Source organism: Aestuariivita sp. (assembly GCF_021404545.1).
GTDB lineage: Bacteria > Pseudomonadota > Alphaproteobacteria > Rhodobacterales > Rhodobacteraceae > Aestuariivita.
In genome coordinates, this window is record NZ_JAAWWD010000063.1 from 41,942 (window position 1) to 57,677 (window position 15,736).

The window sequence follows — 15,736 nt, forward strand, 5'->3', positions numbered from 1 at the left end:
GGTCAGACCACCGGCATTTCCTCAAAGAGCGTGGTGACCGAACAGGTCTCGCTCATGCCCATTTCTTGGCGCAGCCGGGCCCGGGCCCGGGCGAGACGGGACATCACCGTGCCTGCCCGCACCCCGGTGCGCTTGGCCAGGATCCGCGGGCTGGTCTCACCGGTCATCACAAGGCGCAGCAGGATGGCCTGATCCTCGGGCAGGCGGTCGATGGCCTCGCGCAGTTCGGCACAGGCGATCAGCCGGGGCGCGTCTGGGGGCGCTGTCACCATATCCTCGGCCAACTCGTCGGTTTCGCGGTGCGCGCGCCAGGCGGCGCGGGCGAGGTTGCGCAGTGTCGTCATGGCATAGGCGCGCGGATCGGCGATTTCGCCGCCGCTCTGGTAGCGTTGCCAAACCTTGAGCGCGGCCTCCTGCGCAAGATCGGCCGCATCGGTCGGATTATCGCAGAGGTTTCGCGCCCTATGGTTGAGCAGGGGCAGGATCTGGGTCAGCTCGTCTGGCAGAGTGATGATATGTGGCAGCGACATCGTAGCCTCCTTGATCTGGACATAATTCCCATCTGTCCCCTTCAGTCTGGTCAGGAATGCGGCGCTGAAAAGACGCTGTTTTCCGCCGATTGCCTCAATTGTCCTTAAATTGGGGCTTTTTCGGCGGGGCTCCGCGCAAGGCCAGAGAAAAGGTCGGCAGACAATGGCGTGCGGCACGGAATGGTTGAAATGAGGTGGGACGCAAAGTGCCCAAATCCCGTCATATTCGGTGAAGGCACGAGCAACCGCCTTCATAACAAAAACCAGGAGGACACCATGAAGAAGACCGTACTGACCCTGATCGCTGCCTTTGGTCTGGCACTGCCCGCGACAGCATTTGCCGCGACAGAGCTTGATGCGAATGGGGATGGCGTTCTGACCATCGACGAGGTGCAGGCCGTCTATCCCGATATCACCGCCGAAGCGTTCATCGCGATGGATGTGAACGCGGACGGGGCGCTCGACGATGATGAGGTCGTCGCCGCACAAGAGGCAGGAATGATGCCCCCGTCGGAGGGCTGACACTCACGGCTCACTGCGCGCCCGGCGGCATGACCGGGCGCGCAACCGGTCTGACCCCCACGCGGCCACGCCACAGCGAACACAGGCTGGTCGGGAGGGCCCAGGACCAAAGCGCGGCGTCCGGCAGCCCCCAGTGCCGGACGCCGCATTCATCCCCCCCGGGGCTCGGCCGCCGCCGCAGATACAGGCGCGGGCACCGCGCTCAGGCGACCAGGTGTATGTTGAACCGGCTCCGGATCAGGGCATCCGTATCGGGATCCAGCCGCGCCGAGGCCCGGTCGGCCAGAATAGCCTCCTTGCGGGCACGGGCCTGCGCGATCAGGTCGGGCTTGCCGATCTCGGCCCATTCCTTGGGCGAGGTGCGATCCGCCACCGCCGGATAGACATATTCGGTCTGCATCAGTTGCAACGTCTGTACAGAGCCAAGATAGTGCCCCGGTCCGTCCAGGCAGACCGACCGTATCGTTTCAAGGCTCACCGCATCTTCGGTCACTTCGATCCCGCGCACACAGCGCAGCGCCTGACCGATCAGGTCATCGCCCAGGATCAGGCTTTCATGGCAAAATCCCAGCAGGGAGGCATGCATGCCCGCCGCCTCATAGACCATGTTCAGCCCCGAAAGCCCCGCCATGACATTGGACGTGGCCTGCTCCCAGCCGGCCTGCATGTCGGGCAGCTTGGCATCCGCGATGCCCGCCGCCGATCCGCCGGGCAGGCCGTAGAATTTATGCATCTGAGAGCAACCGGCGGTCAAAAGCGCCTGTTCCCCCGATCCGCCGGACATCGCCCCGGTGCGCAGATCGCTGACAAAGGGCCAGGTGCCGAAAATTGCCGGGTGCCCCGGTTTGACGGCGTTGACGTAGACCAGACCGGCCAGGCATTCCGCGACGGCCTGCACGATGGCGCCCGCGATCGGGGCGGGGGCGGTCGCTCCGGCCTGTCCCGCACTCAGCAGAAGGATGGGCATGCCGCCTTCTATACAGGCCTCCATCACCTGACAGCTCTCGGTGGCGAACTTCATCGGCGGGACGACGAAACAGTTGCTGTTGGACACGAAGGGGCGGGCGCGCCAGGCCTCTTCACTGCCTGCCATCAGATGCAGCAGCTCCAGCGCATGGGGCACGAAAGACGGTTCTGTGAACGATGTGCCGACATGTTTCGTGGTCCCCGAACAGCAGGCATAGATCGTGTTGAGGTCCATCTCCAGATTGTCGAGCACGTCGCGCGCCACCATCGGGCGTTGCAGGAAATGGATGTTGTCCAGGCGATCGGCGATGCGCGCGGCATCGTGCAAGTCCTGCAAAGTCGATTCGCGATAGGTGCGTCCGTCGACATCCACCATATGCACGGCAGCCCCGGCGGTGCCGTAATGCACCCGCGTGCCGCTCAGATCGAGATCATGCGCGCCGTCGCGGCTCATCAGTGTGATCTGCCGGTTGGCCGCGGCAATCGTGTCCTCGACCAGAGCGTGCGGAAAGCGCAGGCGCCCGTCATCGCCCAGAACGGCACCTGCTTGGGTAAGATAGGCGATGCCGCTCTGGGGGGCATCGGCAAGGCCAATCTCGGCCAGGGCGTCCAGTGCGGCGCGGTGAATACGCTCCACGCCTTCCGCGCTCAGAGGGGCGTAGGTGCCGCCTGACATGCCGGGGCGGATCGGGCGCAGATGATCGGCCAGAGGGGCGGCGCGCGCGGCGCGCCGGGCAGCGCGCCCCCCGCTGCGGATGGAGGTCGGGGTGTTGGAATGGTCTGTCATTGGTCGTGTCCTGCTTAATCTGAAGAATCCAAAGGGGTTCAGGCAGGATCGGGTCGCCCGCGCGCGGCACGGCCTCGGTCCGCACCGATGGTGCGGATCACCAGGCAGATGATGCATATCTCGTGCTGCATGTGGCCTCCGTTTGACGCAGGATGCGACTACGGATTCGGACCCGCTCGCCTGTTTGCGACCCATGTCGTTTTTGGTCCATCGGCGGGTTTTGGCCCGTCTGACCCGCACCGGTCGGCGGCTGTTGACCGATCACGATCTCCTCAAACCCTTGTGTGTTGAATCCGCAGCCTGCGCCGCCATCTATCGCACAACGTCAAGGTTTAGCAGGCAGCGCCGATGTGGCGCTTGAACACGAAGGAGACGGATAATGAAGAAGATCATTCTTGCGGCCGTTGCAGCGGGCACACTGAGCGCCGGACCGGCCCTGGCGAATGGCGACTGGACGGGGTTCTATGCGGGTATTCAGGCTGGAAACCTGGACGTCGATACCAATATCGGCGCAAGTGGCGATGACACGTCCTATGGTGTGCATGCCGGGTATCGCTGGGATTTCGGCCAATGGGTCGCGGGCGGCGAGTTCGAATATGACAGCACCGATGTGACCCTTGGTGCCGGAGCGGCGACCGTGGATGAGGTGATGCGGCTCAAAGGCACGATCGGCTTTGATATCGGCAGGACCCTGATCTATGCGGCGGCCGGCTGGGCGGAAGTCGACACCTCCCTGGGCAGCGATGATGGCGCCTTTGTCGGTCTGGGCCTTGCATATCAGGTGACCCCGAACACTGTGCTGGGCCTTGAAGTGCTTGAGCATGATTTCAACAACATCAACGGCTCTGCCGTCGATGCGGATGCCACCAGCGTGTCCGTGCGTGCGTCGTTCCGGTTCTAAGCCCCCAGACAGAATCGGACGACAAAAGTCCCGGTGGGCGGCTCTCGTATTACAGAGGGCTTGCCCACCGGCGATATGCATACCCGATGCATGGTGTGACAGCCGCTATCAACCCCAAGGCCGGACACTCCGTCCCCTGCGATCCGACCTGAAACAGACCCCAGGCAAAGCGCTATGCCCGGGTTCCCTGCCTGTCTTGTTGCGCGCGGTCAGACCTGCTCGGCCGCGAATGCGCAGAGCGTTCTGAGCGCGTCAGCAAAGCGCATATCCTCGATTGTCATAGCCACGCGCAGATGACCGGCGGCCGCCGCGCCAAAACTCTCGCCCGGCATCACAGCGATATGATGCGCGTCCAGCAACCGATTGGCGAAGTCCTCGCCACTCAGCCCCGTGGCCCGAATATCCAGCATCAGATACATCGCGCCCTGAGACGGGATCGGCACCACCGTATTCTGGCTGGCCAGCACCGTTTGCGCCAGCGCGCGGCGGCGCCGGAACGGGGCCGCGACCTTCTCTTCCAGTGCTGTGCCCTGGTCCAGCGCAAAGACCGCCGCATCCTGGATGAACCCGGCCACACCATAGGTCGTGTGGGTGGCCAGCGTTATCAGGTGATCGACCGCCGTCTCGGGCCCCACGATCCAGCCGACCCGGCTGCCGGTCATGGCATGGCTTTTCGACATCGAGCCGACGACCAATGTGCGCTCGGCCATGCCGGGCAGGGCGCGGGGCGACAGATGCGTCCCCTCCCAGACCTGGGTGTCATAGACCTCGTCGGAGATCAGCCAGAGGTCATGGCCGGCGCAGACCGCCGCGACGCCTTCGAGTGTTGCGCGATCATAGACCACGCCGGTGGGATTGTTGGGGGAGTTGATCAGCAGGCTGGCGGCGCCGGGCGCTGCGGCCTCCAGCGCATCGCGTTGCGGCTGGAACGCCTCGCGGGAGCGGGTGCGAATGGCCTTGGGCACCGCGCCCACACCCCGGATGGTTCCGGGATAGGTGGCATAATAGGGATCGATGTAAAGGGCCGTGTCGCCCTCGTCGCAGACCGCATGATGCGCGGCAAAAAGCGCCGATTGCCCGCCCGGCGTGATCATCACGTTCTCAGGCCGCGTCGGCACCCCGGTCCGTTCGGTCAGCCGCGCCGCCACCCGTTCGCGCAAAGGCCGCACCCCGGGGATCGAGGCATAGCCCGTATGCCCGCCGCGGGCCGCCGCATCCATCGCCGCCAGAATCGTGGGATCGGTGCGGATGTCATGCTCGCCAATGGTCAGTTCGGTCACATCCACCCCCGCCGCAATCATCGCACGGGCGCGGTTGAACACGTCCCAGCCGTCCGAACCGCCGCCGGTGAGATTTGAGATACGGGTCGAGAGCTGCATGGAATCCTCCCTCTGGCTGCTCGGGGGAGAGGGTCAGAGCATGTGCGCCTTGTCAATCCGGCTTGGGATATGCGCGCTCGGGGTGTCGTCGGCAGATCCGTGCGGTTGCAGGCAGGGTGGACGCACGCAGCCGCCCTGCGCGGTCAGAGTTTACCTCAGAAACCCTGCAATCGGATCCGGCTCGGTGCGCACGCAGCCGATCTGCCAGGCACCCGGCCGATATGCCGGAGACGACCGCCACCCGCTCGATTGCGGGCCCCGCGACCTCGAAATACTGCCAAGCGGCGGCTCAAAGCAATTGCAAGCGGGCCCAAGCTGCGGCACATAAATGATTTTGCCGCCCTCCCTCAGTACCGTTCAGCCGGGCCGGGATCAAAGGAGAACCCGATGCGCACGAAGGACCTTGTCTATGTCGCCCTGTTTGCGGCTGTCACCGCGGCTCTGGGATTGTTTCCACCAATTGCCGTGCCTGTTCTTGCGGTGCCGATCACCGCGCAATCGCTGGGGCCGATGTTGGCCGGTGCCATTCTGGGGGCCAAACGGGGCGCCTTGGCGATTGCGCTGCTGCTGATTCTGGTGGCGATCGGCCTTCCGCTCCTGTCTGGCGGCCGCGGTGGGTTTGGAGTGTTCCTGGGGCCCAGCGGCGGGTTTCTGGTGGGCTGGGTGCTCGCGGCTTTTGTAACGGGCTGGCTGTTTGAGCGGTCGTGGTCGACGCTGACCTATTGGACCGGTGCGATATACACGTTTCTGGGCGGGGTGGTCGCGCTCTATACGCTGGGGATCGGCTGGCTGGCGGTAGCGGCGAACCTGTCCCTGTTTCAGGCGGCGGCGGGATCGGTGGCCTTCATTCCCGGAGATATCGTCAAGGTCTTGATCGCCACGACAGTGGCGCTGGCCGTGAAGCGGTCTTATCCGATCATCGAAGAGCGGTCGGACGGCTAGGACTGGAACGGCGCGGGGTCGCGCTGGCCGCGCCCCGGCAGAGGCGGATGGGTGTTGGCGGATACGCCGACCGGAGGCGGAAGGCAGACAGGCCTTGCAGATCTTGGTGCCCAAGACGTATCGACGCCGCATAAGGCCAGATCGCGCTTGCGCGGCTGGCTCGCAATGAGGTGGCGGAGACAGGCCGACGCGGCGGAGTGCGCGAAGAGATGATCGAATTGCAGGATGTCACCCATCGCTTTGGTGACTTGACCGTGCTGAAGGGGGTCACCCTTGAGCTGTCCGAAAGGCGCATCGGCGTCATCGGCAGCAACGGATCGGGCAAAAGCACCTTTGCGCGGCTTTTGAACGGTTTGCAGATCCCCACCTCGGGTCATGTGCTTGTGGATGGCCAGAACACGCGGCACCAGGCCCGGGCGATCCGGCGCAAGGTTGGCTTCGTGTTTCAAAACCCGGAGAACCAGATCGTCTTTCCGATTGTCGAAGAAGATCTGGCCTTTGGCATGAAGAACCTCAAACTTGACCAGAGCGTGATCTCCCAGCGGATAGACGCGGTTCTGGAACGCTACGATTTGACCGCGTTCAAACAGCATCCCGCCCACCTTCTGAGCGGTGGCCAGAAACAGCTATTGGCGATTTCCGGCGTTCTGGTCATGGACCCGAAATACATCGTGTTCGACGAGCCGACGACGCTTCTGGATTTGCGCAACAAGCGCCGCATCTCACAGGCGATTGCCGAACTGAGCCAGTCGGTGGTCATGGTCACACATGATCTCGATCTGCTGGGCGATTTTGACCGGGTCATCGTCTTTCACGACGGCCGGGTCGCGGCGGATGATGTGCCAAGGGTCGCGATCAACAGATACAAGGCGCTGCTGTGCCCATGATGTCGCTTTACAGTCCCGGAGAGACCGCTCTTCATCGCCTGCCGGCGGGTACCAAGCTGCTGGGTCTGGTGCTGGCGGGTACGTCGCTTTTCTTTGTGGCCGATATCGTGGTGCTGAGCGGTGCGCTGATATTGGTGTGCGGGGCCTATCTGGTCGCGAATATGACGGTGAAAACCCTGTTTGCTCAGCTCAGGCCGATCTTGTGGATCGTGCTCATCCTCTTTGTCGCACAGGCCTTTATCAATGGTTGGCAGGCCGGGCTGGTCGTTGTCTTGCGGTTGATGAACCTGATCCTGCTGGCCGCGCTGATCACGTTGACGACGCGCGTGTCCGAGATGACCGATACTCTGGAATGGGCCATTCAGCCCTTGGGCTGGGTTGGCGTCGATCCTCGGAAAATCAGCCTCGTGATCTCGATGGCGATCCGGTTCATCCCGCTGATTTCGCAGATCACCGCCGAGGTCAGGGAGGCGCAAAGGGCCCGGGGGATCGAGAAAAGCATTGTTGCCCTGGCGATCCCGGTTGTCATAAGGACGCTCAAGATGGCCGATGACATCGCCGACGCGATGGAGGCGAGGGGGTTCGACGCCGATCCCAGGTGATATCGGAGGGGTCAGTCGAAATAGACATCCGTCATGCCCGCGGTCAGGATGCAGGCGCCGGTTTGTGCTTGGGTCACGCGGCACGCGGATTTGACCGTCACGAAGGCAGAGGATTTGACCGCGGACCGGATGGCGACAGTGGCCCGGATACTGGATCCGGTGGGCAGGGGATGTCTGAACCGCACCTGACGATACTCGGCAGTGACGGCCTTGCTGAACCGCTCGACCCGGTAGGCGTGCTGCACCAGGCGCGGCAGGAGCGCCACAAGCAATCCACCGGGGACGATTGTCGCCCCATCGGCAAGCTCTCGTGCGGCGCGCCGGGTGTCGGTGTGGATCCATTGCCGATCCCCCGAGACGGCGACAAACCGGTCCACCATCTCTTGTGTCACGGCCAGGTCAAGGGCGGACGTGAGGGTAAGACCTTCGAGATCGCAAAGCGCCCCGGGGGTGCGGACAATGCGGATCATGTGGCTTCGACCACCAGGCCCGTGCCCAGCCCGCCGGCCGCGGCAATCAGGGCCAAACCAAGGCTGCCCGGCGGTTCTGCCTGCATCTCGTGCCAGAGGCGGGTGGCCAAGACGGCCCCCGATGCACCGATCGGGTGACCGCGGGCCAGCGCGCCGCCGGATCGGTTCACGATCTCAGGATCCAGTCCGATACCTTGGACACAGGCCATGGCCTGCACCGCAAACGCCTCCATCACCTCGGCAACCGCCAGATCCGCTGCCGCGATGTCCAGTTTTTGCAACAGGGTCTGTGTCACCTTGATGGGCGCCAATGCGGGTCGCGTCGGGTCGTCACCGCCTGACAATCCCATGCGGATCCGGACCGGTCTGTGCGCCGACCGAATCCTATCCAGAGCTACTTGGGAGGTTACGATGACGGCGGCGGCGGCATCCGCCTCGACCGCAACGGTTGCGGAGGTCACGCCAAAGCGGCGATCCCCGGCAATCACGGGAAGCCGGTCACACAGGCTCATCGACAGGCGTCGTCCAAATGGATCCGCGGTCACGCCGTTGATCGCAAGGCATTCCGTTTCGGGCAGGGCGGCCGTCAGGGCCTTGCCATGGCTCGCAATCGCATATTCTGCCTGCGCGGTCCGGTCGATACCCAGCTCCCGTGCGACCGCCGCCGCCGAGGCGAGCATATCGGGATCGCGATCCGGCCACGGGGTGAAGGGCGGGCGCAGATAGGTCTGCGGGCGCTCATCGGGTTGTCGCGGGCGGGTCTGCCGGATGGGTGCCCGGCTATAGCTTTCGAGCCCTCCCGCCACCATCAGATCGCAGTGACCGGACCCGACCGCCGTGGCCGCAAGCCAGATCGCGTCAAGCCCTGAACAGCATTGCGTATCGAGTGTCATCGCCGGGACCCGCTGAGCCAGACCCGCCGCAAGGGCGGCGACCCGCGCCGGGTTTCCGCCGCCATAAAGGGCATTGCCCATGACGACCCCCTCCACCTGATCGGGGTCGCACCCTGCCTCGGCCAAAAGGGCTCGTATCGTCATCCCGGCAAGCGTGGTCACATCGATATCGCTCAGCGCGCCATTGCGAGCTGCCACCGGGGTGCGCTTTACCGCGGCAAGATAAACCGGCCTCATGTCAGCAATCTGTAGGCGCGCGACGACCAGAGGCGTTCGATGGCCCGCAGATCCGTCTTTCCAGACCGGGTCAGCGGCCAGTCCGAGAGCGCGGCCACCTGACGGGGCATTTTGTAAGGGGCGAGGCGTTTGCGCATGAACGGTCCAAGCTCCGCCCAGGTTGGGGCGTCGTCGTGAACACAGGATACAAGCGCAATCACGCTTTGGCCACGGCCCCGATCTGTCACACCGATCACCGCTGACATATCGATGGCGGGATGGGCATTCAGGACGGCCTCGACCTCTTCTGGATACACGTTCCGGCCCGAGGTGACGAGCATCCTGTCTGCCCGACCGACGAGATACAGAAAACGCCGCGCATCCAGATAGCCGATATCGCCTACGGATATCGCATCCTCCGACCGCAGGGTCGCCCCCTCGGCGCCGCAGGCATAGCCCTTAAACACCAGATCGCTTTTGACAAAAATCAGACCGGGCTCATACGGCGGGGCGGGCTGGCCGTCCTGCCTGTGAATCGCGATCTCCACCCCTTCAAACGCCCGCCCGACAGAGTGTTCGGGCACGTTTTCCGAGCTTTTAGCGAGTGTTACGAAGCTTAACTCTGATGCGCCGTAAAACTCACCAAGCTCGGCATTGGGAAACATTGTGTGGAGCTGCGATTTGTCCGCCCCGGTCCATGTCGCCCCCGAGCACAAGACCCACCGCACGGCGGGGATTGTGCCGGTGTTCTGGCGCTTTGCGGCGGCCAGCAGCAGTCGGTAATGGGTTGGCACGCCGTAGATCACCGTGACTGCCGCGCGGCGGATCAACCGGATTGCCGCACCGCTCTGGAACGTGTGGCACATCACGACCGTCGCACCCGCATTCAGCCCTCGGATCAGCGCATACAGAAACAGCGAATGGGTCAGCGGACCGAGGGCCAGCACGACATCGCCGGAGGTTATGCCGAACTCGATCCTGTCCGCCTCAAAGCTCTTCAGCCAGGATGCGTGCGTTCGCCGGTACCCTTTGGGAACGCCGGTTGAACCGGAGGTGAACCCCACATAAAATGCCGTGTCGGATGACGGCTCGTTCAACCTGTCGCCATTGGCGCGGCGGGGAGGTGCACAGGCCAAGGCGTCAAACCCCTGCCGTGGATCGACAACCCAGGTTGGCGTGCCCTCCAGATCCAGCTCTTTGGCCCCATAGCACAGGCCGGGGGCGACGGCGCGGAGGGTCTGCACCAGCATCTCGCGGGGCCATTGCGGATCAAGAACCTGCGCTTCGCGACCCGACCGGGCCACGGCCAGCACCAAGATGACCTGAGCGGGGCAATTGGGCAGGCAGATCGCGACGCCTTGATCCTTGGCAACATGGGCGTCGATGTCCTGTGCGAACCGCTCTACCAGGATATCAAGGTCACGCCACGTCAGCGCGTCGCGCTCAAAGCGGATCGCGGTCCGGTCGGGCTGCGTCGTGGCGAAACGGTGCAGGGCCGCGGTGACGCTCATGCGGTCCGCCCGATCAGCGGCCGCGCCTTCGGATGCTGCGGAACAGCGTTCGGTGCGGACCCATGGCCGTGAGAGGGGCGCGCGCCGGGCGGGGTTGCTGTGGTGGCGCAAGGCCCGTCCGAACCCGTGCCGGTTCTCAACGCCCGATCCGCGCCGGGGCGACATCGGCGTGCGGTCAAACCGCCCATAGGCGGCTGCGCGCGCCCATGCGGGCCAGGTTCCTGGCGCCATCGCAAAGGATTGTTTCGCAGCCTGATCACAGGACACTCCCTTCTGCCGGTGCTCTGAGAATCGCGCGCAGCCATGACCGGCTGTTGTCTATCCCAAACCGGACGGGAGCGCCAAGCGTCGGGGCAGGCCCCTCCTTGCATTGCCGTTTTGTTGTCACCGGGCCCTGGCCGCCCCCTCAGACCTTGCGTATCTGCGTTGCCAGGACCCGCCTGCACGACGCGCATGGTGTGCGTCCAGGCCGGTTTGGCCCGCGCGCAGATCCCGCTCGCCTTTGTCGGTCTTTCCTGATCTATATCTGCACATCCGGGTCGTCCGTGAGCATCCTTTAGCGGCTTTATGGGCGTTTGGGGTCCAGGCAGCGCCGAACGGGCCCCGGGTCAATGGGACGTGATGCATGTTCATTTGTACTTGCCGGATTTATGCTAACTCATTGAGATGAACTTCTGGAGCCTTTCGATGCGCCCGCTTGCCTACGCCTTGGGTCTTGCCCTGACCGCCGTGACCCTGTCGTCCGCCGCCGCCGTGGCGCAGGGCGGTGCGACCGCCGTTGGGGTCAAGCAAGTCGAGCTGCGCGTGCTTGCCGAGACCGTGCCGGTCTTTGCCGAGGTGACAACCGCGCGGGACGGGGCGGTCGCCAGCCGCGTGGCGGGCAATGTGCAGGAAGTGCATGTGCTGGCAGGCATGCGCGTCGCCGAAGGCGATCTGCTGGTCGAGCTGAACCGAGGTCTGCTTGAGATCCTCGTGGCCCAGGCCGAAGCGCAGATGGCCGAGGCGGATGCCAGCATCGCCACCGCCCGGGTTCAGGTGGATCGCACCAATACCAGCTTGGCACGGATCGAGGCGCTGCGCGGCTCAAGCTCGTTCAGCGAAAGCCGGTTCGACGATGCGCAATCGGATATGCTGGAGGCCCGGTCGCAGCTTGCCGAGGCGCGCGCACGGCTCCAAAGCAGCGACGCGCGGCTGGCCGAGGCCCGCTATCAGCTGGAGCGGAGCCTGATCACCGCGCCGTTTTCCGGTGTTGTGATCGAGGTGACGACGATTCCGGGCGCGTTCATTCAGGCCGGCTCGCCGGTTGTCCGGCTTCTCGATACCGATGCGTTCGAGGTGACGGCGGGCGTGCCTGCGCGCTACATTCCCTATCTTGAGGTGGGCCAGAGCGTGCGGGCCAGTGTCGAGACCGGCGTCGAGCTGGAGCTGGAACTGCGCGCCATCCTTCCGATCGAGGATCCGTCGACCAGGACGCGGTCGGTACGCTTTGCGGCGCCCGGACTGGCCGATCTCGACAATGTGGCGGTGGGTCAGTCGCTGACCGTGATGATCCCGGTCGGCGCCGCGCGCGAGGTCGTGTCGGTGCCCAAGGATGCGCTGGTACAGGCGCGCGGGGGCTGGACGGTCTTTGTGGCTGCCGAAGGCAAGGCGCAGCCGCGCCCGGTGACATTGGGTGTGCCGCTGGGCGACCGGTATGAGGTGCTTGGCGGGGTCGAGGCCGGTGATCTGGTCGTTGTACGTGGCAATGAACGCCTGCGCCCCGGTCAGGATATCAACCCCAGCCCGGTGGAAACCAACTGATGGATGTCATCCGCTATGCCATCGAGCGTCCCGTCGCGGTCGTGGCACTGGTTCTGATCGCATTGTTGTTTGGTGGTATCGCGCTGTCGCGCATCCCGATCCAACTGGCCCCCGATGTCCGCAAACCCATTGTTGTGATCGAAACCAGTTGGCCCGGTGCGGCCCCTTCCGAGATCGAGCGCGAGATCGTCAATCCGCAGGAAGAGGCGCTGCGCGGGCTCGACGGGCTGGAGATCATGACATCCCGCTCGCGCACCGGTTCTGCCGAAGTGACGCTGGAATTCGCGGTGGGCACCGATATGAGCCAGTCGCTCCTTTTGGTGTCAAACCGGCTCGACCGGGTCAGCGGATACCCCGATGAGGCCAATGAACCCTCGCTGAACACATCCGGCTCGGACGACAGCCCGATTGCCTGGATCCTGCTCACCGCGCAGGACGGCAACACGCGGCCGATGCCGACCTATGGCGATTTCGTCGAGGATGTGATCAAGGACCGGCTGGAACGGATCGAAGGCGTGTCGGCAGTCAATGTCTTTGGCGGCGTGACGCGCGAGTTGCAGGTGGTCATCGACCCGCGCCGCCTCTCGCGTTTCGGGCTGACGGTGCCGCAGGTGGTGCAGATCCTGCGCACCGAGAATATCTCGATCTCGGCCGGGGATGTGGACGAGGGCAAGCGCCGCTATGTGGTGCGCACCGAAGGCAACCTCAATACCGAAGAGGCGATCCGCGACGTGGTTCTGCGCTCGGGCGCGCCGGAGGGCGGGATCGGTCGGGTCCGGGTGGCGGATGTGGCGGATGTGGGGTTTGCCTTCAAGGAACCCGGCAGCCGATTGCGCTATAGGGGCGAGCCGGGGCTGGCCTTCAACGTGGTGCGCGAGGCCGGCGCCAACGTGATCAGCGTGATGGAGGAATTGCGCCTGGTGCTTTCGGAACTGGCGGACGGTCCGATCAACGATGCCGGGCTCGATGTGCAACAGGTCTATGACGAGACGATCTATATCAACGGTGCGATTGATCTGGTGACGCAGAACATCTGGATCGGCGGCGCCTTGGCCGCTCTGGTGCTGATGCTGTTTCTGCGCAGCCCGCGCGCAACGCTGGTGGTGTCGCTGTCGATCCCTGTGTCCATCGTGGCGACCTTTGTGGTGATGGCGATCACCGGGCGCACGCTCAATGTCATATCGCTGGCCGGCATCGCCTTTGCCGTCGGCATGATCGTCGATGCGGCCATTGTGGTGCTGGAGAACATCTTTCGCCTGCGTGAAGAGGGCAAGAGCCGTCGTGAGGCCGCCTATCTGGGCGCCAGTCAGGTCTGGGGCGCGATCCTGGTTTCGGCCCTGACCACGGTTCTGGTCTTTGTGCCGATCCTGATCATGCAGCTGGAGGCAGGGCAGCTTTTCCGCGATATCGCGGTTGCGATCTCGGTCTCGGTCCTGTTGTCGCTTGTCGTCGCCGTGACCGTGATCCCGGCGCTGGCCAGCCGCCTGCTGCGCCCGGGCGATCAAAAGCCGATGCGGATCTGGGGCCTGGATCATCTGGCGTTGGGGTTTCGGTCACTGGTGATGGCCTATGTCCGGATGACCGTGCGGGTGCGCCCGATCGGTATCTTGATGGTCGTGACCATCGCAGGCAGTGCGGCGGTGGCGAGCTATGCGTTCCTGCCGCGCCTGGAATACCTGCCCGAGGGCAATCGCAATCTGGTCTTTGGCCTGATCATTCCGCCACCGGGTTACAACCTTGAAACCACCGAGACCATCGCCGAACGGATCGAATCCGTGGCGCGCCCTTTGTGGGAGGCCACGCCTGCCACCGAATTGGAGGATGGAACACCCACCATCGAAAACTTCTTTTTCGTGGCCACGCCGGGCAATTCCTTCGTGGGCGCCTCGGCGACGGACGGTCTGCGTGCATCCGAGCTGATCCCGGTGCTCAGCCGCCCGATCTTTGCAGAGCCGGGAACGTTCGGGTTTATGGCACAGCCCTCGCTTTTTGGGCGCGGTGTCGGAGGGGGCCGGACGATAGAGCTGAATGTCTCGGGTCAGGATCTGAATGACATTCTTGAGGTGGCGGGGCGGGCCGCCGGGATCATATCGGGCATCTTGCCGCGCTCGGACGGGCATCAGTTTCGACCCATTCCCGGGCTGGAGCTGGGCGCCCCGGAGGTGCGTCTGATCCCCAACCGGGTGCGGTTGGCCGATGCGGGTCTCGACAGTTCAGGTCTCGCGGCGACGGTGGATGCCTTCAACGACGGGCTGCGGGTTGCCGAAATCACGGTGGGTGCAGAGCGGGTCGATCTGGTGCTGAAGGGCGACCCATCGGTCAGCGACGCGGTGCGTACCCAGGATATCGGCAATTACCCGGTGGTCACACCGGGCGGTCAGATCGTACCGGTCTCGGCGCTGGCCGATGTGGTCCTGACAGCCGGGCCGACCGAGATCCGCCATCGCGACAGGTTGCGCACCGTCACCCTGGAGGTACGCCCCTCCGACACGCTGCCGCTAGAGGAAGCGGTCGAGCTTTTGCAGCGCGAGGTCGTGGCGGTGCTGCAAGAGCAGGGCATTCCCGCAGATATTCGGCTCAGCGTGTCGGGCACCGCAGATCAGCTCAGCCAGACATGGTCGGCCATTCAGATCAATCTCGCGGTTGCGCTGATCATCGTGTTTCTGGTGATGGCCATCCTGTTCGAGAGCTTCGTGCTGCCGCTGGTGATCATGATCTCCGTTCCCGTCGCCGCGGCGGGCGGGGTTGGAGGCCTTGCGCTGCTGAACACATATCAGACCCAACCGCTCGATATGCTGACACTCTTGGGTTTTGTCATCCTGGTGGGGATCGTGGTGAACAATGCGATCTTGATCGTGCACCAGACCCTTTATCATCTGCGCGTCGACGGGATGGAGCCGATCGCGGCCATTGAAGAGGCCACGCATAACCGTATTCGTCCGATTTTCATGTCGACCCTGACCAGTGTGATGGGGATGATGCCCTTGATCATCTTTCCGGGCGAAGGGTCCGAGCTCTACCGGGGTTTGGGCGCGGTTGTGGTCGGTGGCCTGTCGATGTCTGCGTTCCTGACCCTGCTGACCGTTCCGCCGCTTTTGCGGCTTTGCGTGCGCAAACCCGATCCCAAGGAGCTTTCGGCCGGACAGGTTCGCGAGGCGTAGCGCGCCTGATCCTTCGCCCGAAAGCTGTTCGGCGTTCAGGCGGTCGGGGCCGTTCAAGCGCCGGTCTGCCTCCGGGCGTCCAGAAAATGACACATTTTCTGGGAAGATTTTGACGCAAAATCTGGGTCACGCGCATGTAGAAACTGCGTCAGTTTCTTCCCAGATTTTG

Annotated in this window: 13 protein-coding genes; 7 read left to right on the forward strand and 6 right to left on the reverse strand. The window is 64.0% G+C overall.

Features of this window, described 5'->3' with window-relative positions; all coding sequences use genetic code 11:
- Window positions 1-2 precede the first annotated feature (2 nt).
- A complete protein-coding gene (locus HEP69_RS20270) occupies window positions 3-530 on the reverse strand; it encodes a sigma-70 family RNA polymerase sigma factor (protein ID WP_290560327.1) in 528 nt (175 codons plus the stop codon).
- 276 nt (window positions 531-806) lie between these two features.
- Here HEP69_RS20270 and HEP69_RS20275 point away from each other — a divergent pair, with 276 nt between their 5' ends.
- Window positions 807-1,052, forward strand: a complete 246-nt coding sequence (locus HEP69_RS20275; RefSeq protein ID WP_290560328.1) for a hypothetical protein — start codon at window positions 807-809, stop codon at window positions 1,050-1,052.
- A gap of 202 nt (window positions 1,053-1,254) precedes the next feature.
- Here the strand turns inward: HEP69_RS20275 and HEP69_RS20280 are convergent, their stop codons facing one another.
- Window positions 1,255-2,805, reverse strand: a complete 1,551-nt coding sequence (locus HEP69_RS20280) for a trimethylamine methyltransferase family protein (RefSeq protein ID WP_290560329.1) — start codon at window positions 2,803-2,805, stop codon at window positions 1,255-1,257.
- A 379-nt stretch (window positions 2,806-3,184) separates the two neighbouring features.
- Between HEP69_RS20280 and HEP69_RS20285 the strand changes: the two genes are divergently transcribed.
- Window positions 3,185-3,706, forward strand: coding sequence for an outer membrane beta-barrel protein (locus HEP69_RS20285; protein ID WP_290560330.1), 522 nt, complete (start codon window positions 3,185-3,187; stop codon window positions 3,704-3,706).
- A gap of 209 nt (window positions 3,707-3,915) precedes the next feature.
- On the opposite strand, the gene HEP69_RS20290 is transcribed toward HEP69_RS20285, so the two are convergent.
- Entirely contained in the window at window positions 3,916-5,085 is a 1,170-nt protein-coding gene (locus tag HEP69_RS20290) for a pyridoxal phosphate-dependent aminotransferase (protein WP_290560331.1), read from the reverse strand.
- A 387-nt stretch (window positions 5,086-5,472) separates the two neighbouring features.
- Here HEP69_RS20290 and HEP69_RS20295 point away from each other — a divergent pair, with 387 nt between their 5' ends.
- From HEP69_RS20295 to HEP69_RS20305, 3 genes are all read left to right on the forward strand, one after another.
- Entirely contained in the window at window positions 5,473-6,027 is a 555-nt protein-coding gene (locus HEP69_RS20295; protein WP_290560332.1) for a biotin transporter BioY, read from the forward strand.
- Window positions 6,028-6,236: 209 nt separating this feature from the next.
- Entirely contained in the window at window positions 6,237-6,914 is a 678-nt protein-coding gene (locus tag HEP69_RS20300) for an ABC transporter ATP-binding protein (RefSeq protein ID WP_290560333.1), read from the forward strand.
- Window positions 6,911-7,516, forward strand: coding sequence for an energy-coupling factor transporter transmembrane protein EcfT (locus HEP69_RS20305; RefSeq protein ID WP_290560334.1), 606 nt, complete (start codon window positions 6,911-6,913; stop codon window positions 7,514-7,516). Before HEP69_RS20300 ends, HEP69_RS20305 begins: the two co-directional genes overlap by 4 nt.
- 11 nt (window positions 7,517-7,527) lie before the next feature.
- On the opposite strand, the gene HEP69_RS20310 is transcribed toward HEP69_RS20305, so the two are convergent.
- Genes HEP69_RS20310 through HEP69_RS20320 form a run of 3 tightly spaced genes read right to left on the reverse strand, consistent with a single transcriptional unit; the run spans window position 7,528 to window position 10,873 of the window.
- Complete coding sequence (locus tag HEP69_RS20310; protein ID WP_290560335.1) at window positions 7,528-7,986, reverse strand: MaoC/PaaZ C-terminal domain-containing protein; 459 nt, start codon at window positions 7,984-7,986, stop codon at window positions 7,528-7,530.
- A complete protein-coding gene (locus HEP69_RS20315; protein WP_290560336.1) occupies window positions 7,983-9,116 on the reverse strand; it encodes a thiolase family protein in 1,134 nt (377 codons plus the stop codon). The genes HEP69_RS20310 and HEP69_RS20315 overlap by 4 nt, the downstream gene beginning before the upstream one ends.
- Window positions 9,113-10,873, reverse strand: coding sequence for an AMP-binding protein (locus tag HEP69_RS20320; RefSeq protein WP_290560337.1), 1,761 nt, complete (start codon window positions 10,871-10,873; stop codon window positions 9,113-9,115). The genes HEP69_RS20315 and HEP69_RS20320 overlap by 4 nt, the downstream gene beginning before the upstream one ends.
- Before the next feature lie 420 nt (window positions 10,874-11,293).
- Between HEP69_RS20320 and HEP69_RS20325 the strand changes: the two genes are divergently transcribed.
- Window positions 11,294-12,406, forward strand: coding sequence for an efflux RND transporter periplasmic adaptor subunit (locus HEP69_RS20325; protein ID WP_290560338.1), 1,113 nt, complete (start codon window positions 11,294-11,296; stop codon window positions 12,404-12,406).
- Entirely contained in the window at window positions 12,406-15,567 is a 3,162-nt protein-coding gene (locus HEP69_RS20330) for an efflux RND transporter permease subunit (protein WP_290560339.1), read from the forward strand. Before HEP69_RS20325 ends, HEP69_RS20330 begins: the two co-directional genes overlap by 1 nt.
- The last annotated feature ends 169 nt before the right edge of the window (window positions 15,568-15,736 follow it).